We start from the raw sequence: 17,806 nt of genomic DNA on the forward strand, positions 1-17,806 counted from the left end.
CGAAACCGTGGGTTCATGGAGTGAGACCAACCCGGGCGGTAGAGTCCGGCGGCGTGCACCTCAAGGCCCTGACCCTCCGCGGGTTCAAGTCGTTCGCCTCGGCGACCACCCTCCGGTTCGAGCCGGGGATCACGTGCGTCGTCGGACCGAACGGCTCGGGCAAGTCCAACGTCGTCGACGCGCTCAGCTGGGTCATGGGCGAGCAGGGCGCCAAATCGCTGCGCGGCGGCAAGATGGAGGACGTCATCTTCGCCGGCACCACCGGCCGCCCCCCGCTGGGCCGCGCCGAGGTGTCCCTGACCATCGACAACTCCGACGGGGCCCTGCCCATCGAGTACGCCGAGGTCACCATCACGCGGATCATGTTCCGCAACGGCGGCAGCGAATACCAGATCAACGGCGACACCTGCCGCCTCCTCGACATCCAGGACCTCCTCTCCGACTCCGGCATCGGCCGCGAGATGCACGTCATCGTCGGTCAGGGCCAGCTCGACTCCGTGCTCCATGCCGATCCCATGGGCCGCCGCGCCTTCATCGAGGAGGCCGCCGGCGTCCTCAAGCACCGCAAGCGCAAAGAGAAGGCCCTGCGCAAGCTGGACGCGATGCAGGCCAACCTCGCGCGCGTGCAGGACCTCACCGACGAGCTCAGACGGCAGCTCAAGCCCCTCGGCCGCCAGGCCGCCGTCGCCCGCAGGGCCGCCGTCATCCAGGCCGACCTGCGCGACGCCCGCCTGCGCCTCCTGGCCGACGATCTCGTACGGCTCCGAGAGGCTCTCAAGGCCGAGGTCGCCGACGAGGCGGCACTGAAGGAGCGCAAGGAGTCCGCCGAGCAGGATCTGCGCAAGGCGCAACAGCGCGAGGCCCTCCTGGAGGACGAGGTCCGGCAGCTCACGCCGCGGCTCCAGCGCGCCCAGCAGACCTGGTACGAGCTCTCCCAGCTCGCCGAACGGGTGCGCGGCACGATCTCGCTGGCCGACGCCCGGGTGAAGAGCGCCACCTCCGCGCCCCCCGAGGAGCGACGCGGCCGCGACCCCGAGGACATGGAGCGCGAGGCCGCCCGCATCCGCGAGCAGGAGGCCGAGCTGGAGGCGGCCCTGGAAGCGGCCGAACGGGCCCTGGAGGACACGGTCGCCCACCGCGCCGAGCTGGAACGCGCGCTGACCCAGGAGGAACGGCGCCTGAAGGACGCCGCCCGCGCCATCGCCGACCGGCGCGAGGGCCTGGCCCGGCTGAGCGGCCAGGTCAACGCCGCCCGCTCCCGCGCGGCCTCGGCCCAGGCCGAGATCGAACGCCTGGCCGCCGCCCGTGACGAAGCGCAGGAACGCGCCGTCGCAGCCCAGGAGGAGTACGAGGCCCTCCAGGCCGAGGTCGACGGCCTCGACGCCGGCGACGCCGACCTCGCCGAAGAGCACGAGTCGGCCAAGCAGCAGCTCACCGACGCCGAGGCCGCCCTCACGGCCGCCCGCGAGGCCGCCACGGCGGCGGAACGCAAACGCGCAGCCACCCAGGCCCGGCACGAGGCCCTGGCCCTGGGCCTGCGCCGCAAGGACGGCACCGGAACACTGCTGGCCGCGAAGGACCGTCTCTCCGGCCTCCTGGGCCCGGCGGCGGAGCTGCTGACGGTGACCCCCGGCCACGAGGTCGCCCTGGCCGCCGCGTTCGGGGTGGCGGCGGACGCCATCGCGGTCACGTCCCCGGCATCCGCGGCCGACGCGATCCGGCTCCTCCGCAAACAGGACGGGGGCAGGGCCACCCTGCTCCTGGCAGGAGACGACGCCCTCAGGGGCGGGGGGAACTACGCGACCAGCCACAGCGGCCCCGCCGACGCCCGCCACACCTACGCCGCGGACCTGGTACGCGGCCCGTCCGACCTCATGCCGGCCGTGCGACGGCTGCTGCACGGCATCGTCGTCGTCAGCACCCTCGAAGACGCCGAGGACCTCGTCTACACCCGCCCCGACCTCACTGCCGTGACCGCCGAAGGCGACCTCCTGGGCGCCCACTTCGCCCACGGCGGCTCCGCCGGCGCCCCGAGCCTCCTGGAAGTACAGGCCTCCGTCGACGAGGCGGCAGCCGAGCTGGAAGAGCTCGCCGTCCGCTGCGAGGAGCTCAGCGAGGCACAGCGCGCGGCCGTCGACCGACGCAGGGACGCCGCCGCACTGGTCGAGGAACTGGGGGAGCGGCGCCGGGCCGCCGACCGGGAGAAGTCCGCCGTCGCCCAACAGCTCGGGCGGCTCGCGGGCCAGGCGCGCGGGGCCACCGGCGAGGCGGAGCGCGCCACCGCCGCCGCGGCCCGGGCGCAGGAGGCCCTCGACAGGGCGCTCGAAGAGGTCGAGGAACTCGCCGAGCGGCTCGCCGTCGCCGAGGAGATGCCGATCGAGGAGGAGCCCGACACCTCCGCCCGGGACCGGCTCGCCGCCGACGGCGCCAACGCCCGCCAGACCGAGATGGAGGCCCGCCTTCAGGCGCGTACGCACGAGGAACGGGTCAAGGGTCTGGCCGGACGGGCCGACTCGCTCGACCGGGCCGCCCGCGCCGAACGCGAGGCACGCGCGCGTGCCGAACAGCGGCGGGCCCGGCTGCGGCACGAGGCGGCCGTCGCCGAGGCCGTCGGCTCGGGCGCGCGGCAGCTGCTCGCGCACGTCGAGGTCTCCCTGGCCCGTGCCGACGAGGAACGCACCGCCGCCGAGGCCGCGAAGGCCCGCCGGGAGCAGGAACTCGCGCGCGCCCGCACCGAGGGGCGCGATCTCAAGGCCGAGCTCGACAAGTTGACGGATTCGGTCCACCGTGGCGAGGTACTCGGCGCCGAGAAGCGGCTGCGCATCGAGCAGCTGGAGACCAAGGCGCTGGAGGAGCTCGGTGTCGAACCGGCCGGACTGGTGGCGGAGTACGGACCGCACCAGCTCGTGCCGCCCTCGCCCCCCGCCGAGGGCGAGGAGCTGCCGGAGGACCCGGAGCACCCGCGCAACCTGCCCCGGCCGTATCTCCGGGCCGAGCAGGAGAAGCGCCTCAAGGCCGCCGAGCGTGCCTACCAGCAGCTCGGCAAGGTGAACCCGCTCGCCCTGGAGGAGTTCGCGGCGCTGGAGGAGCGCCACCAGTTCCTCAGCGAGCAGCTCGAGGACCTGAAGAAGACGCGGGCGGACCTCCTGCAAGTGGTGAAGGAGGTCGACGAGCGCGTCGAGCAGGTCTTCACCGAGGCCTTTCGCGACACGGCCCGTGAGTTCGAGGGTGTCTTCAGCCGGCTGTTCCCCGGTGGCGAGGGGCGGCTCATCCTGACCGACCCAGACAACATGCTCACCACGGGCGTGGACGTCGAGGCCCGGCCGCCGGGCAAGAAGGTCAAGCGGCTGTCGCTGCTCTCGGGCGGGGAGCGGTCGCTGACCGCGGTGGCGATGCTCGTGTCGATCTTCAAGGCGCGGCCGAGCCCGTTCTACGTCATGGACGAGGTCGAGGCCGCCCTCGACGACACCAACCTCCAGCGGCTGATCCGGATCATGCAGGAGCTCCAGGAGGCCTCCCAGCTGATCGTGATCACCCACCAGAAGCGCACGATGGAGGTCGCCGACGCGCTCTACGGCGTCTCCATGCAGGGCGACGGTGTGTCGAAGGTCATCAGCCAGCGTCTCCGCTAGATAGGTGCCCTCTACACCGGTCTCACCTGCGGCTCTTCACGTCTTCAACACTTGAACACCCAGCCACCACACTCCTGCCTCAGATCCAAAGTGATTGCCCTATTGACTTCGAAACTTGAAGGCATAGTCTCGGCAACGTTCCTTTTACCTTCAGGTACCTTGAGGTGGACCTCGAAGGGCTGATTCCCTCCGGCAGCGTTGCCGGTGGCCCGAGGAGTACACGTGACCAGCACAGCGCAGGCACCCCAGTCAGGAGCCAGGACGGCTCACCCCGATCATCTCGGGCACGTCATCTTCATCGCGGCGGCGGCCGCGATGGGCGGTTTCCTCTTCGGCTACGACAGCTCCGTGATCAACGGTGCCGTCGAAGCCATCCGGGGCCGCTACGACGTCGGCTCCGCAGCCCTGGCCCAGGTCATCGCCATCGCCCTCATCGGCTGCGCCGTCGGCGCCGCCACCGCCGGCCGCATAGCCGACCGCATCGGCCGCATCCGGTGCATGCAGATCGCCGCGGTCCTCTTCACCGTCAGCGCCGTCGGCTCCGCGCTGCCCTTCGCCCTGTGGGACCTCGCCTTCTGGCGCGTCGTCGGCGGCTTCGCCATCGGCATGGCCTCCGTGATCGGCCCGGCCTACATCGCCGAGGTCGCCCCGCCCGCCTACCGCGGCCGGCTCGGCTCCTTCCAGCAGGCCGCGATCGTCATCGGCATCGCCGTGTCGCAGCTGGTCAACTGGGGCCTGCTGAACGCCGCCGGCGGTGACCAGCGCGGCAAGCTGATGGGCCTGGAGGCCTGGCAGGTCATGCTCGGCGTCATGGTCGTCCCGGCCATCCTCTACGGGCTGCTCTCCTTCGCCATCCCCGAGTCCCCGCGCTTCCTCATCTCCGTCGGCAAGCACGAGCGCGCCCGGGAGATCCTCGCCGAGGTCGAGGGCAAGGACGTCGACCTGGACGCCCGTGTCGCCGAGATCGAGGGCGCCATGAAGAGCGAGCACAAGTCCAGCTTCAAGGACCTGCTCGGCGGCAGCTTCTTCTTCAAGCCGATCGTCTGGGTCGGCATCGGCCTGTCGGTCTTCCAGCAGTTCGTTGGCATCAACGTCGCGTTCTACTACTCCTCGACGCTGTGGCAGTCGGTCGGCGTCGACCCCGCGGACTCGTTCTTCTACTCCTTCACCACGTCGATCATCAACATCGTCGGCACCGTCATCGCGATGATCTTCGTCGACCGCATCGGACGCAGGCCGCTCGCGATCATCGGCTCGGTCGGCATGGTCGTCGGCCTGGCGCTGGAGGCCTGGGCGTTCTCGTACCACCTCGTCGACGGCAAGCTGCCGGCCGCGCAGGGCTGGATCGCGCTGATCGCCGCGCACGTCTTCGTCCTGTTCTTCGCCCTGTCCTGGGGTGTGGTCGTCTGGGTCATGCTCGGCGAGATGTTCCCGAACCGGCTCCGTGCCGCCGCGCTGGGCGTGGCCGCCGCCGCGCAGTGGATCGCCAACTGGGCCATCACCGCGAGCTTCCCGTCGCTGGCCGACTGGAACCTCTCCGTGACGTACGTGATCTACACCGCGTTCGCCGCGCTCTCCATCCCGTTCGTTCTGAAGTTCGTCAAGGAGACGAAGGGCAAGGCCCTGGAGGAGATGGGCTAGGCCCGTCCCGAGACTCGGGGGGAAGGGCCAAAGTCCCCGCTGCCCCTCTCCCCGTAACCCGCCGCCGCCCCGGTTCGGCCACTGCCCGAGCCGGGGCGGCGGTCTGTCGTCTCACCAGATCAGCACGCCGCCCTCGATCACCCGCGCGTGCAGGGCGGCCACCTCCAGGTTCCGCAGCCGCCGCACCAGCCCCGCCCGGTGCTCGGCGAGTCCGCGCGGTCGCCGCGTGCTCTCGGCGATCGCGTCGAGGTGCTCGCGCAGCAGCGCCACCTCGCGCAGGAACTCCGCGACCTCCTCGGCCTCGATCGCCAAGTCGTCGTCGGCGAGCACCGGCAGGAACCGGGCGCCCAGTGCCCGCACCGGCTCCGATCCCCACACCGTCCGGCGCCAGGACTCGAACCCGGCCGAGTCGTCGCGTCCTTCCGGGACGTCGAGGATCCGCCGCTGTCCGTCCGGCTCACGCACGAACACGTCGACCGAGAGGCTCATGCCGCCAGTGGAACACCACCCAGCCGCGGCGGACCACCGGATATCGGGGCTCGTCAGCTCCCCAGCCGCGGCAGCACCTGCTCGCAGAACAGCTGCAGACTCCGCCACCCCTCCTCCACCGGCATCCCGCCCGCCAGGGGATGCAGCACGTAGGAATCCAGCCCGAGTGCCACGCACGCCTCCGGGGTGAGGATCCGGTACACGCCCTCCGCGCGCAGGTCCTCGACCGTCGTCGCGGCCGACTTCACCGCCGAGCGCACCCCGCCCGACTGCCAGGAGGCGTACGTCCGCGCCTCATGCAGGAAATGCCGCCCGTACCGCGTCCAGGCCCGGTCCGGGTCCTCGGCCACGTGCAGCAGCGGCGTCTCGGCGGCGGGCATCATCACCCAGCCCTCGGTGCCGTACTCGACCAGCAGCTCCTTGTAGTACGCCTCCAGCTCCGGCAGGTGCGCGCTGGGGAAGAAGGGCAGGCCGAGCCGCGCGGCGCGGCGGGCGGCGGCCCTGGAGGAGCCGCCCACCAGGAGCAGCGGATGCGGGTCGGTGAGGGGGCGCGGGGTGATGCGGACGGTGCGGCCGTGGTAGGAGAAGGGCTCGCCGGTCCACGCCTTCAGCAGGGTCTCCAGCAGCTCGTCCTGGAGCGTGCCGCGCCGGGCGAAGTCCACGCCGAAGAGGTCGTACTCCTCCGGCCGGTAGCCGATCCCGGCGACCGTCACCAGCCGGCCGTTGCTCAGCAGGTCCAGCACGGCGATCTCCTCGGCCAGCCGCAGCGGGTCGTGCAGCGGGCCGATGATCGCCGAGACGGTGACCGCGACCCGCCGGGTGGCGCCGAAGACGGCCCCCGCGAAGGCGAACGGGGCCGGCAGCCAGTTGTTCCCGGCCCCGTGGTGCTCCTCCGTCTGCACGGTGCTCACGCCCCGGTCGTCGGCGTACGCCGCCATCTCCAGGGCCGCCCGGTACCGGGCGCCGAGCTCGGCGGGGGTCGCCCCGGGAGCGACGAGGTTGAAGCGTACGACCGTGACGGGCATGGGGGCGTCTCCCTCCACCGGCGGGTGTCCGGGGGACGTTAGCTGACGATGCGTCAGACATCCAGGGGTGTGGAGATCCGGCGGCGCCCGGCCCTCCGGTGCGGTGCGAGCAGGGTGACCCGGGGCCCCATGACTGATACTGGACGCGTTATGGACATCGTCATCCTTGCTGTAGTCATCGCCGTGGTCGTGCTCGGCGCGCTCGGCGGGCTCATCGTCGGCAGCCGGCGCAAGAAGCAGCTGCCCCCGCCCCCGCCCGCAGCGCCCGACATCACCGCCCCACCGGCCGAGCCGCACGTCGGCGACGAGGCCGAGACGCCGCGGGAGGAACCGCGGCGCACGATAGAGGAGGTGGATCTCCCGGACGGCTCGGCTCCGGTCGTAGTCGAGGAGCCGCCCGCCGAAGCTCCCGAGATCGAGATCCCGGAACCCACCGCCGGCCGTCTGATCCGGCTGCGGACCCGGCTCTCCCGCTCGCAGAACGCCCTCGGCAAGGGCCTGCTCACCCTGCTGTCGCGCGAGCACCTCGACGAGGACACCTGGGAGGAGATCGAGGACACGCTGCTCACCGCGGACGTCGGCGTGCAGCCCACCCAGGAACTGGTCGAGCGGCTCCGCGAGCGCGTGAAGGTGCTCGGCACCCGCACCCCCGAGGAACTGCGCACCCTGCTGCGCGAGGAACTGATCACGCTGGTCGGCCGCGACATGGACCGCGCGGTCAAGACCGAGCCGGAGGACCGCAAGCCGGGCATCGTGATGGTCGTCGGCGTCAACGGCACCGGCAAGACCACCACCACCGGCAAGCTCGCCCGCGTCCTGGTGGCCGACGGCCAGAGCGTCGTCCTCGGCGCCGCCGACACCTTCCGTGCCGCCGCCGCCGACCAGCTCCAGACCTGGGGTGAGCGCGTCGGCGCTCACACCGTGCGCGGGCCGGAGGCCGGCGACCCGGCGTCCGTCGCCTTCGACGCGGTCAAGGAGGGCAAGGAGATGGGCGCGAACGTCGTGCTCATCGACACCGCCGGCCGCCTGCACACCAAGACCGGTCTCATGGACGAGCTCGGCAAGGTCAAGCGGGTCGTGGAGAAGCACGCCCCCGTCGACGAGGTGCTGCTCGTCCTGGACGCCACCACCGGCCAGAACGGCCTGGTGCAGGCCCGGGTCTTCTCGGAGGTCGTCGACATCACCGGCATCGTGCTGACCAAGCTGGACGGCACGGCCAAGGGCGGCATCGTGGTCGCGGTCCAGCGCGAGCTGGGCGTCCCGGTCAAGCTCATCGGCCTCGGCGAGGGCGCGGACGACCTGGCTCCGTTCGAGCCGGAGGCGTTCGTTGACGCCCTTATCGGAGAGTGAGCTCGGCACCCACCGAGGATTCACCCACGAAAGTCGTACGTGCACGGCGAAGCGCCCGCCCCCGGGATCCGGTCGGGGCCGGGCGCTTCGCCGTGTGCGTCTGTGCCGTGTGCGTCTGAGCCGTACGTGTCTGTGTCGTTCCTAGGCCCGCGACCGGTGGGCCACGTACGCGAGCGTGCCCAGCACCAGACGGGCCTCCGGCGGGCGGGACGCCGAGTCCAGGGCGGGGGAGCGGAGCCAGCGCACCGGGCCGAGACCGCCGCGGTCGGAGGGCGGCGCCGTGATGTGCGCGCCCGGGCCGAGGCCGCGCAGGTCGAGGGAGTCCGGGTCGTCCCAGCCCATGCGGTACAGCAGGCCGGGCAGGTCGGCGGCGGCACCGGGGGCGACGAAGAAGTGGGCGCGGCCGTCCGGGGTCGCCGCGACCGGGCCGACGGGCAGGCCCATGCGCTCCAGCCGGGCCAGCGCGCGGCGGCCGGCGGGCTCGGCCACCTCGATGACGTCGAACGCCCGGCCGACCGGCAGCATCACCGAGGCGCCGGGGAACTCGCCCCACGCCTGAGTCACGTCGTCCAGCGTCGCCCCGGCCGCGAGCACCGGCGCGAAGTCCAGCGGGTGCGCGCCCGGCGCCGGGCAGTCGTCATGGCCGCAGGAACAGGCGCCCGCCGAGGCCCGGGCGCCCGGCACCACGTCCCAGCCCCACAGTCCGGTGTACTCGGCCACCGCCGTGCAGTCCGACGTGCGGCTGCGGCGGCGTGATCCGGTGCGGATGTCGCGCATGCCCCGGCTGATGCCGATCGTGAAGCCCATGCCCCCTCCAACGGGTCCGACGCAGCGGCGGTTACGCTGCGGACGCGATGCGTGACTCTCCGTTTCCGCCTTCCCGGCGGTGCTCGGTTCATTCAGCGCCCGGATGTGCCCAGGGTTGCGTGCCCGACGACGCGCGCCCTCGAATGCGTCGCTGCACCCGCTCCTGGTCGTGCTGTGTCAAGTGAATCGCGCGTAGGCGTACGTGAGTTCATTCGAAGGGGTGGCGAATGGTGGCGTTTCCGTGTGAGCCGTGGCTGGACGGGTGATCGTAGGATTACTTTGTGTGCACGAGTCCTGGGGGCACATGCGCTCGTGGGTATGCCGGAGGCAAGTCGTCATTCCGTTCGAAGGGTGACAAGGGCCGGACGGACGGCCGTATGAACCGGCATGCTGATAGGGCTTGGCGCACTCGGCGACAAGTGGTCTCAGGGATGGGGGCGTTCCAGTGAGCGGCAACGGCGGAAGCGGAACGAACGCTGCGGGCGCGACGCACGCTGACAAGCGCCCGAACGAGCTGCTCACCTCCTGGTTCGTGCGCAGCGGCTGGTCCAAGGGCGAGCTCGCCCGCCAGGTCAACCGCAGGGCACGCCAGTTGGGCGCCAACCACATCTCCACCGACACCTCGCGCGTGCGCCGCTGGCTCGACGGCGAGAACCCCCGCGAGCCGATCCCCAGGATCCTGTCCGAGCTGTTCTCGGAGCGCTTCGGCGTCGTCGTCTCCGTCGAGGACCTGGGGCTGCGCACCGCGCGCCAGTCACCCTCCGCGACCGGCGTCGACCTGCCCTGGACGGGCCCGCAGACGGTGGCCCTGCTCAGCGAGTTCTCGCGCAGCGACCTGATGCTGGCGCGGCGCGGCTTCCTCGGGAGCTCGCTGGTGCTGTCTGCGGGCCCGGCCCTCATCGAGCCCATGCAGCGCTGGCTCGTCCCCTCGCCCGCGGCCCCGAGGTCCGCCGACGAGCCCTCGGGCGGCTCCGGGCGCGCCCGCGGCCGCCTCTCCAAGCCGGAGCTGGACCTCCTGGAGTCCACGACGGTGATGTTCCGGCAGTGGGACGCCCAGTGCGGCGGCGGCCTGCGCCGCAAGGCGGTCGTCGGGCAGCTGCACGAGGTGACCGACCTCCTCCAGGAGCCCCAGCCGGAATCCACCACCCGCCGCCTGTTCAAGGTCGCCGCCGAACTCGCCGAGCTGGCGGGCTGGATGTCGTACGACATCGGGCTCCAGCCGACCGCGCAGAAGTACTTCGTCCTCGCGCTGCACGCCGCCAAGGAGGCGGGCGACCGGCCCCTCGGCTCCTACGTGCTGTCCAGCATGAGCCGTCAGATGATCCACCTCGGCCGGCCCGACGACGCGCTGGAGCTGATCCATCTCGCGCAGTACGGCAGCCGTGACTGCGCGAGCCCGCGCACCCAGTCGATGCTGTATGCGATGGAGGCCCGCGCCTACGCGAACATGGGGCAGCCCGGCAAGTGCAAGCGGGCGGTCCGGATGGCCGAGGACACCTTCTCCGAGGCCGACGAGTGGGACGAACCGGACCCCGACTGGATCCGCTTCTTCTCCGAGGCCGAGCTGTACGGCGAGAACTCCCACTCCTACCGCGACCTGGCCTACGTCGCCGGGCGCAGCCCCACCTACGCCTCGCTGGCCGAGCCCCTGATGAACCGGGCGGTCGAGCTCTTCGCCGAGGACGACGAGCACCAGCGCTCGTACGCGCTGAACCTGATCGGCATGGCCACGGTCCACCTCCTCCAGCGCGAGCCCGAGCGGAGCACGGTCTTCGCCACCGAGGCCATGCAGGTCGCCAAGAAGGTCCGCTCCGAGCGGGTGAACACCCGCATCCGCAAGACGGTCGACACCGCCGCCCGCGACTTCGGTGACCTGGGCGAGGTCGTCGATCTCACCGAGCGGCTCTCCGCCGAACTGCCCGAGACCGCCGAAGCGGTCTGACAAGCCGCACCACCCCAGAACCCCGGCCGCGGCCGGCCCTCCCGAACTGCCCGACTCGGCTCCCCCATGCCAGGTCATCGGAAGGCCGACCGCGGCCGGTCTGTGCTCCCCGGCTGTCCGAAAGCCGAAGGTTGCGCCACGATAACGATCAGGTCGCCCGCAATCCGGCAGTTCATCGACGCGTAACACAGAACGCGCCTTCGTCACGGTCGCGAAACAACGAGGGGCTTCGACCGAAACCGCGCTGCGCCAATCTCGTGGCGCATAACCGGCCCGCCCCTCAATCCGCTCGAGGCTTCGCCCGCACGGGGCCGTACACATGACGAGGAGACGCCGATGGCACCAGCCATCACCCTTGCCGCAGACAAGCTCTCTGCCGCGAACACAGGGTTCATGCTCATCTGTTCCGCCCTGGTGATGCTCATGACCCCGGGTCTGGCCTTCTTCTACGGAGGCATGGTCCGCGTCAAGAGCACCCTGAACATGCTGATGATGAGCTTCATCAGCCTCGGGATCGTCACCATCCTGTGGGTGCTGTACGGCTTCTCCCTGGCGTTCGGCACCGACTCCGGCAGCCTCATCGGCTGGAACTCCGACTGGGTCGGCCTCGGCAACATCGGCCTGACGGAGCTGTGGCCCGGCTACACCATCCCGGTGTTCGTATTCCTGGTCTTCCAGCTGATGTTCGCGATCATCACGCCCGCCCTGATCAGCGGCGCCCTCGCGGACCGTGTGAAGTTCAGCGCCTGGGCGCTGTTCATCGCCCTGTGGGCCACGGTCGTCTACTTCCCGGTCGCGCACTGGGTCTGGGGCGCCGGCGGCTGGGCCTTCGAGCTGGGCGTCATCGACTTCGCCGGCGGTACGGCGGTGCACATCAACGCGGGTGCCGCGGCGCTCGGCGTGATCCTCGTCATCGGCAAGCGCGTCGGCTTCAAGAGGGACCCGATGCGCCCGCACAGCCTGCCGCTGGTCATGCTCGGCGCCGGTCTGCTGTGGTTCGGCTGGTTCGGCTTCAACGCCGGCTCCTGGCTCGGCAACGACGACGGCGTCGGCGCGCTGATGTTCGTCAACACGCAGGTCGCCACCGCCGCCGCCATGCTGGCCTGGCTGATCTACGAGAAGATCCGCCACGGCGCGTTCACCACGCTGGGTGCCGCCTCCGGCGCCGTCGCGGGCCTGGTCGCCATCACCCCCGCCGGTGGCGCGGTCACCCCGCTCGGCGCGATCGCCGTCGGCGCCATCGCCGGTGTGCTGTGCGCCATGGCCGTCGGCCTGAAGTACAAGTTCGGCTACGACGACTCCCTGGACGTCGTCGGCGTCCACCTGGTCGGCGGTGTCGCCGGCTCCCTGCTGATCGGCCTCTTCGCCAGCGGCAAGGGCCAGTCCACCGTCGAGGGCCTCTTCTACGGCGGCGGCCTGACCCAGTTCTGGAAGCAGTGCGCCGGTGTCTTCGCGGTGCTCGCCTACTCCCTGGTGGTCTCCGCGATCCTCGCCTTCATCCTCGACAAGACCATGGGCATGAGGGTCCCCGAGGACGACGAGGTCGCCGGCATCGACCAGGCCGAGCACGCCGAGACCGCATACGACTTCAGCGGCGCCGGTGGCGGTGCCGCCAAGACCGCCGTCGCCGCCGCCGCGGCCCAGAGCAAGAAGGTGGACGCATGAAGCTCATCACCGCCGTCGTGAAGCCGCACCGGCTCGACGAGATCAAGGAGGCCCTGCAGGCCTTCGGAGTGCACGGACTGACGGTCACCGAGGCCAGCGGCTACGGTCGGCAGAGGGGCCACACCGAGGTCTACCGGGGTGCCGAGTACACCGTCGACCTGGTCCCCAAGATCCGCATCGAGGTCCTGGTCGAGGACGACGACGCCGAGCAGCTGATCGACGTCGTGGTCAAGGCGGCCCGCACCGGCAAGATCGGTGACGGCAAGGTCTGGTCGATCCCGGTCGACACGGCCGTACGGGTCCGGACCGGCGAGCGCGGCCCCGACGCGCTCTGAGGACCCTCGAGGCAGGCAACGGAACAGGAGCCACTGGGTGACGGGTACGGACGTGCAGAAGGAAGCAGAGGACTCGGGACCCAGCGGCTACGCGGCGGCCCGGCTGCGTCTCCTCACCGAGGAGGCGCGGTCCGGGCCGCCGCGCCGTGCGGCCCTGGCCGAACTCACGGACGACTGGCTCACCGGACTGTTCGCGGCGGGCGCCGAGGGGCTGCGCGGAGCCTCCCTCGTCGCCGTCGGAGGCTACGGACGGGGGGAGCTGTCCCCGCGCAGCGACCTCGACCTGCTCCTGCTGCACGACGGTGGCGACACCAAGGCGGTCGCGGCCCTCGCCGACCGGCTCTGGTACCCCGTGTGGGACCTGGGCCTGGACCTCGACCACTCCGTCCGCACGCCCGCCGAGGCCCGCAAGACCGCCGGCGAGGACCTCAAGGTCCAGCTCGGCCTGCTGGACGCCCGGCACATCGCCGGCGACCTCGGCCTCACCGCGTCGCTGCGCACGGCCGTCCTGGCCGACTGGCGCAACCAGGCGCCCAAGCGCCTCCCCGAACTCCAGGAACTGTGCGCCGAACGCGCCGAGCGCCAGGGCGAGTTGCAGTACCTGCTGGAACCCGACCTGAAGGAGGCCCGCGGCGGGCTGCGGGACGCCACCGCGCTGCGGGCCGTCGCCGCCTCCTGGCTCGCCGACGCCCCGCGCGAGGGTCTCGCCGACGCCCGGCGCCGACTCCTCGACGTCCGGGACGCCCTGCACCTGGCCACCGGGCGCGCCACCGACCGGCTCGCCCTCCAGGAACAGGACCAAGTGGCCGCCGAACTCGGCCTCCTCGACGCGGACACCCTGCTGCGGCAGGTCTACGAGGCCGCGCGGCTCGTCTCGTACGCCAGTGACGTCACCTGGCGCGAGGTGGGGCGCGTCCTGCGGTCACGCGCCGTGCGGCCCCGGCTGCGCGCCATGCTGGGCGGCGGGAAACCGGCCGGCGAGCGTTCCCCGCTGGCCGAGGGCGTGGTGGAGCAGGACGGCGAGGTGGTGCTCGCCCGTGCCGCGCGCCCCGAGCGCGACCCCGTGCTGCCGTTGCGCGCCGCGGCCGCCGCCGCGCAGGCCGGACTCCCCCTCTCCCTGCACGCCGTACGGCGCCTGGCGGCCACCGTGCGCCCGCTGCCCACACCCTGGCCCGCCGAGGCCCGCGAACAGCTCGTCACCCTGCTCGGCTCGGGACGCCCCACCATCGAGGTGTGGGAGGCGCTGGAGGTCGAGGGGCTCATCACCCGGCTGCTGCCCGACTGGGAGCGGGTCCGCTGCCGCCCGCAGCGCAACGCCGTACACCTGTGGACCGTCGACCGGCACCTGATCGAGACCGCGGTGCGCGCCTCCGAGTTCACCCGCCGGGTCAGCCGCCCCGACCTGCTGCTGGTAGCCGCGCTGCTGCACGACATCGGCAAGGGCTGGCCCGGCGACCACTCCGTGGCCGGCGAGATCATCGCCAAGGACGTGGCCACCCGGATCGGCTTCGACCGCCACGACGTGACCGTCGTCGCCACCCTCGTACGGCACCACCTCACGCTCATCGACACCGCCACCCGGCGCGACCTGGAGGACCCGGCCACCGTGCGCTCCGTCGCCGAGGCCGTCGGCTCCCAGAGCACCCTGGAACTGCTGCACGCGCTCACCGAGGCCGACGCCCTCGCCACCGGCCCGGCCGCCTGGTCGTCCTGGCGCGGCTCGCTCGTCGCCGACCTGGTCAAACGGGTCTCGGCCGTGCTCGCGGGCGACGCCCCGGAGGAACCCGAGGAGGCCGCGCCGACCGCCGAGCAGGAGCGGCTCGCCCTGGAGGCGGCGGCGACGGGCAGCCCGGTGCTCTCGCTGCGGGCCCAGACCGAGCCGCCCGCCGGACAGGAGCCGTCCGGCGACCCCGAGCCGCTGGGTGTGGAGCTGCTCATCGCCGTACCCGACCAGCCCGGGGTGCTGCCCGCGGTGGCCGGTGTCCTCGCCATGCACCGGCTGACCGTCCGCACCGCCGAGCTGCGCTCCCTGTACCTCCCGGACGGCGTCGACGGCTCCGTCCTGCTGCTGGACTGGCGGGTCGCCGCCGAGTACGGCTCGCTGCCGCAGGCCGCCCGGCTGCGCTCGGACCTGGTCCGGGCCCTGGACGGCTCCCTGGACATCGCCGGGCGCCTCGCCGAACGGGACGCGGCCTATCCGCGCCGCCGGGGCGTGGTCGCCCCCGCGGCCCGGGTGTCCGTCCACCCGGCCGCCTCCCGGCTGGCCACGGTCATCGAGGTCCGCTCCCAGGACGCCCCCGGCCTGCTGTTCCGCATCGGGCGGGCCCTGGAGGACGCGAGCGTGCAGGTGCGCAGCGCGCATGTCTCGACACTCGGCGCCAACGCCGTCGACGCCTTCTACGTGACCGGCCCGGAGGGTGCGCCGCTGCCCGGGGACGAGGCGGCGTCGGTGGCGCGGAAGCTGGAGGAGACGCTGCGTGGGTGAGGCCGACCCGGCGACGTGTCACGCCGGGATACCCTGGAGGGCGATTCCCTGTAGCCACCAACCCTGAGGACCGCGAGCGCCGTGTTCGATACTCTTTCCGATCGCCTCTCAGCGACCTTCAAGAACCTGCGCGGCAAGGGACGGCTCTCCGAGGCGGACATCGACGCCACGGCGCGCGAGATCCGGATCGCGCTCCTCGAGGCGGACGTGGCGCTTCCCGTCGTCCGGACGTTCATCAAGAACGTCAAGGAGCGCGCCCTCGGCGCCGAGGTCAGCAAGGCGCTGAACCCCGCCCAGCAGGTCCTCAAGATCGTCAACGACGAGCTCGTCACCATCCTCGGCGGCGAGACCCGGCGCCTGCGCTTCGCCAAGCAGCCGCCCACCGTGATCATGCTGGCGGGTCTGCAGGGTGCCGGTAAGACCACCCTCGCGGGCAAGCTCGGTCACTGGCTGAAGGAGCAGGGCCACTCGCCGCTGCTGGTCGCCTGTGACCTCCAGCGCCCCAACGCCGTCAACCAGCTCAGCGTCGTCGCCGAGCGCGCCGGTGTCGCGGTCTACGCCCCCGAGCCGGGCAACGGCGTCGGTGACCCGGTCAAGGTCGCCAAGGACTCCATCGAGCACGCCAAGTCCAAGGTCCACGACATCGTGATCGTGGACACCGCCGGCCGCCTCGGCATCGACCAGGAGATGATGCAGCAGGCCGCGGACATCCGCGACGCCGTCTCCCCGGACGAGATCCTGTTCGTCGTCGACGCGATGATCGGCCAGGACGCCGTCAACACGGCCGAGGCCTTCCGCGACGGCGTCGGCTTCGACGGCGTGGTGCTCTCCAAGCTCGACGGTGACGCCCGCGGTGGTGCCGCCCTGTCGATCCGGCAGATCACCGGCAAGCCGATCATGTTCGCGTCGAACGGCGAGAAGCTCGACGACTTCGACGCGTTCCACCCTGACCGGATGGCCTCCCGCATCCTCGACATGGGTGACCTCCTCACCCTGATCGAGCAGGCGGAGAAGACGTTCAGCCAGGAAGAGGCCGAGAAGATGGCCTCCAAGCTGGCGTCCAAGAAGGGCCAGGACTTCACCCTGGACGACTTCCTGGCCCAGATGGAGCAGGTCCGCAAGATGGGCTCCATCTCCAAGCTGCTCGGCATGCTCCCGGGCATGGGCCAGATGAAGGACCAGATCAACAACCTCGACGAGCGGGACGTCGACCGCACGGCCGCCATCATCAAGTCGATGACCCCGGCCGAGCGCCAGGAGCCGACGATCATCAACGGCTCGCGCCGCGCCCGTATCGCCCGGGGTTCCGGTGTCGAGGTCAGCGCGGTCAAGAACCTGGTCGAGCGGTTCTTCGAGGCCCGCAAGATGATGTCCCGCATGGCCCAGGGCGGCGGCATGCCCGGGATGCCGGGCATGCCCGGCATGGGCGGCGGCCCCGGCCGCACCAAGAAGCAGCCGAAGAAGGCCAAGGGCAAGCAGCGCTCCGGCAACCCGATGAAGCGCAAGCAGCAGGAGCAGGAGGAGGCCGCCCGCCGGGCCGCGGCGGCCGAGGGCGGCGGCGCCTTCGGACTGCCGCAGCAGGGCGGCAAGGACTTCGAACTCCCCGACGAGTTCAAGAAGTTCATGGGCTGACGTCCCACCCGAACCGCACTGAGGGCGCCCCCTTGCATGAAGGGGGCGCCCTCAGTGGTGTGCCGGCGGCTCGCCGGTCAGCCGTTCGGGAACGTCCAGATGTACGGCTCGCCGTCCTCCTCGGACCAGTGGACCTCGACGCTCTTGGCGTTCGCCGGGATCACGTACGTCTCGCAGAAGACATGGCTCTCGCCCTGCTTCCAGCTGTCGACGTCGTACGGGTCCTCGCAGCCCGCCGCGTCCTCGGTGGCGCCGATGAGGACGGTGCCGCGCTGCCCGTCGGCGAAGACCGTGGTGCCGTCGTGCACATCGGAACCGTCGGTGAGGGCGGGCCCGCTCTGGTGCGTGTACTTCAGGTGCGCGACGGCCAGCACCTTGCCCTTGACCTTGTCGGGCTCCGAGACGGCCTTCGCCGCCTCCGCCTCGGTGCCCAGGTCGACCTTCTGTGCCAGGACCTCGTAGGTGACCGTGCCCGGGTCCTCCGCGACCTTGCCCGTCGCGCTCTCGCCGGTCCCCATCCCGCCGCCGGAGGTGGGCTCCGGCGACGGCGAGGCCTTGGCCCGGGCGGTGGCCGTGCTCTTCGCGTCGGCGGTGTCGTCGCCGCCCCCGCAGGCGGTGAGCGTCAGAGCGAGGACGGCGACGGGCGCGACGAGGCGCAGCGCGGTCTGGTGGTGCGGCACAGCAGCTCCTGTATGCAGATGTGTAGGTCCCCCGAGCGGTGGATCACATTAGGTGTTCATGATCCACTTGGTGAAACCAAAAGCACTCCATGGTGCTTTCTTCACACTGTTCACACCTGCATC

The 17,806-nt window shown here is 71.6% G+C and carries 12 protein-coding genes; 8 read left to right on the forward strand and 4 right to left on the reverse strand.

Going from position 1 to position 17,806, the window contains the following annotated elements:
- The first annotated feature begins 53 nt into the window (after positions 1–53).
- Entirely contained in the window at positions 54–3,632 is a 3,579-nt protein-coding gene (gene smc, locus QOL88_RS28275) for a chromosome segregation protein SMC (RefSeq protein ID WP_097220994.1), read from the forward strand.
- 222 nt (positions 3,633–3,854) lie between these two features.
- Positions 3,855–5,273, forward strand: a complete 1,419-nt coding sequence (locus QOL88_RS28280) for a sugar porter family MFS transporter (protein ID WP_097220996.1) — start codon at positions 3,855–3,857, stop codon at positions 5,271–5,273.
- A 111-nt stretch (positions 5,274–5,384) separates the two neighbouring features.
- Here QOL88_RS28280 and QOL88_RS28285 read toward each other — a convergent pair whose 3' ends face one another.
- Positions 5,385–5,762, reverse strand: coding sequence for a hypothetical protein (locus QOL88_RS28285; protein WP_097220998.1), 378 nt, complete (start codon positions 5,760–5,762; stop codon positions 5,385–5,387).
- Positions 5,763–5,815: 53 nt separating this feature from the next.
- Positions 5,816–6,787: an LLM class flavin-dependent oxidoreductase gene (locus QOL88_RS28290; RefSeq protein ID WP_097221000.1), complete on the reverse strand. Its 972-nt coding sequence runs from the start codon at positions 6,785–6,787 to the stop codon at positions 5,816–5,818.
- 150 nt (positions 6,788–6,937) lie between these two features.
- Between QOL88_RS28290 and ftsY the strand changes: the two genes are divergently transcribed.
- Positions 6,938–8,137, forward strand: coding sequence for a signal recognition particle-docking protein FtsY (gene ftsY / locus QOL88_RS28295; RefSeq protein WP_031109910.1), 1,200 nt, complete (start codon positions 6,938–6,940; stop codon positions 8,135–8,137).
- Positions 8,138–8,278: 141 nt separating this feature from the next.
- Here ftsY and QOL88_RS28300 read toward each other — a convergent pair whose 3' ends face one another.
- Complete coding sequence (locus QOL88_RS28300) at positions 8,279–8,944, reverse strand: bifunctional DNA primase/polymerase (RefSeq protein WP_097221002.1); 666 nt, start codon at positions 8,942–8,944, stop codon at positions 8,279–8,281.
- A 445-nt stretch (positions 8,945–9,389) separates the two neighbouring features.
- On the opposite strand from QOL88_RS28300, the gene nsdA reads away from it, so the two are divergent.
- The 5 genes from nsdA to ffh all read left to right on the forward strand — a co-directional run bounded on the left by nsdA (position 9,390) and on the right by ffh (position 17,003).
- Positions 9,390–10,886, forward strand: a complete 1,497-nt coding sequence (gene nsdA / locus QOL88_RS28305) for a transcriptional repressor NsdA (RefSeq protein ID WP_097221004.1) — start codon at positions 9,390–9,392, stop codon at positions 10,884–10,886.
- Between the two features lie 336 nt (positions 10,887–11,222).
- A complete protein-coding gene (locus QOL88_RS28310) occupies positions 11,223–12,551 on the forward strand; it encodes an ammonium transporter (protein ID WP_097221006.1) in 1,329 nt (442 codons plus the stop codon).
- A complete protein-coding gene (locus QOL88_RS28315; RefSeq protein WP_003993253.1) occupies positions 12,548–12,886 on the forward strand; it encodes a P-II family nitrogen regulator in 339 nt (112 codons plus the stop codon). The genes QOL88_RS28310 and QOL88_RS28315 overlap by 4 nt, the downstream gene beginning before the upstream one ends.
- Positions 12,887–12,923: 37 nt before the next feature.
- A complete protein-coding gene (locus QOL88_RS28320; RefSeq protein ID WP_097221007.1) occupies positions 12,924–15,371 on the forward strand; it encodes a [protein-PII] uridylyltransferase in 2,448 nt (815 codons plus the stop codon).
- An 81-nt stretch (positions 15,372–15,452) separates the two neighbouring features.
- Positions 15,453–17,003: a signal recognition particle protein gene (gene ffh, locus QOL88_RS28325; RefSeq protein WP_097221009.1), complete on the forward strand. Its 1,551-nt coding sequence runs from the start codon at positions 15,453–15,455 to the stop codon at positions 17,001–17,003.
- A gap of 77 nt (positions 17,004–17,080) precedes the next feature.
- Here the strand turns inward: ffh and QOL88_RS28330 are convergent, their stop codons facing one another.
- The gene (locus tag QOL88_RS28330) at positions 17,081–17,683 is read right to left on the reverse strand and encodes a hypothetical protein (RefSeq protein ID WP_097221010.1); all 603 of its coding nucleotides are present in this window, start codon (positions 17,681–17,683) and stop codon (positions 17,081–17,083) included.
- Between the last annotated feature and the right edge of the window lie 123 nt (positions 17,684–17,806).

The organism is Streptomyces sp. Ag82_O1-12 (genome assembly GCF_900182715.1).
Lineage (GTDB): Bacteria > Actinomycetota > Actinomycetes > Streptomycetales > Streptomycetaceae > Streptomyces > Streptomyces massasporeus.

Excerpts from the sequence above, each read along its gene's own strand:
- QOL88_RS28285 (WP_097220998.1), bottom strand. The coding sequence starts at position 5,762 with ATGAGCCTCTCGGTCGACGTGTTCGTGCGTGAGCCGGACGGACAGCGG.
- ftsY (WP_031109910.1), top strand. The coding sequence starts at position 6,938 with ATGGACATCGTCATCCTTGCTGTAGTCATCGCCGTGGTCGTGCTCGGC.
- QOL88_RS28300 (WP_097221002.1), bottom strand. The coding sequence starts at position 8,944 with ATGGGCTTCACGATCGGCATCAGCCGGGGCATGCGCGACATCCGCACC.
- QOL88_RS28310 (WP_097221006.1), top strand. The coding sequence starts at position 11,223 with ATGGCACCAGCCATCACCCTTGCCGCAGACAAGCTCTCTGCCGCGAAC.
- QOL88_RS28315 (WP_003993253.1), top strand. The coding sequence starts at position 12,548 with ATGAAGCTCATCACCGCCGTCGTGAAGCCGCACCGGCTCGACGAGATC.
- QOL88_RS28290 (WP_097221000.1), bottom strand. The coding sequence starts at position 6,787 with ATGCCCGTCACGGTCGTACGCTTCAACCTCGTCGCTCCCGGGGCGACC.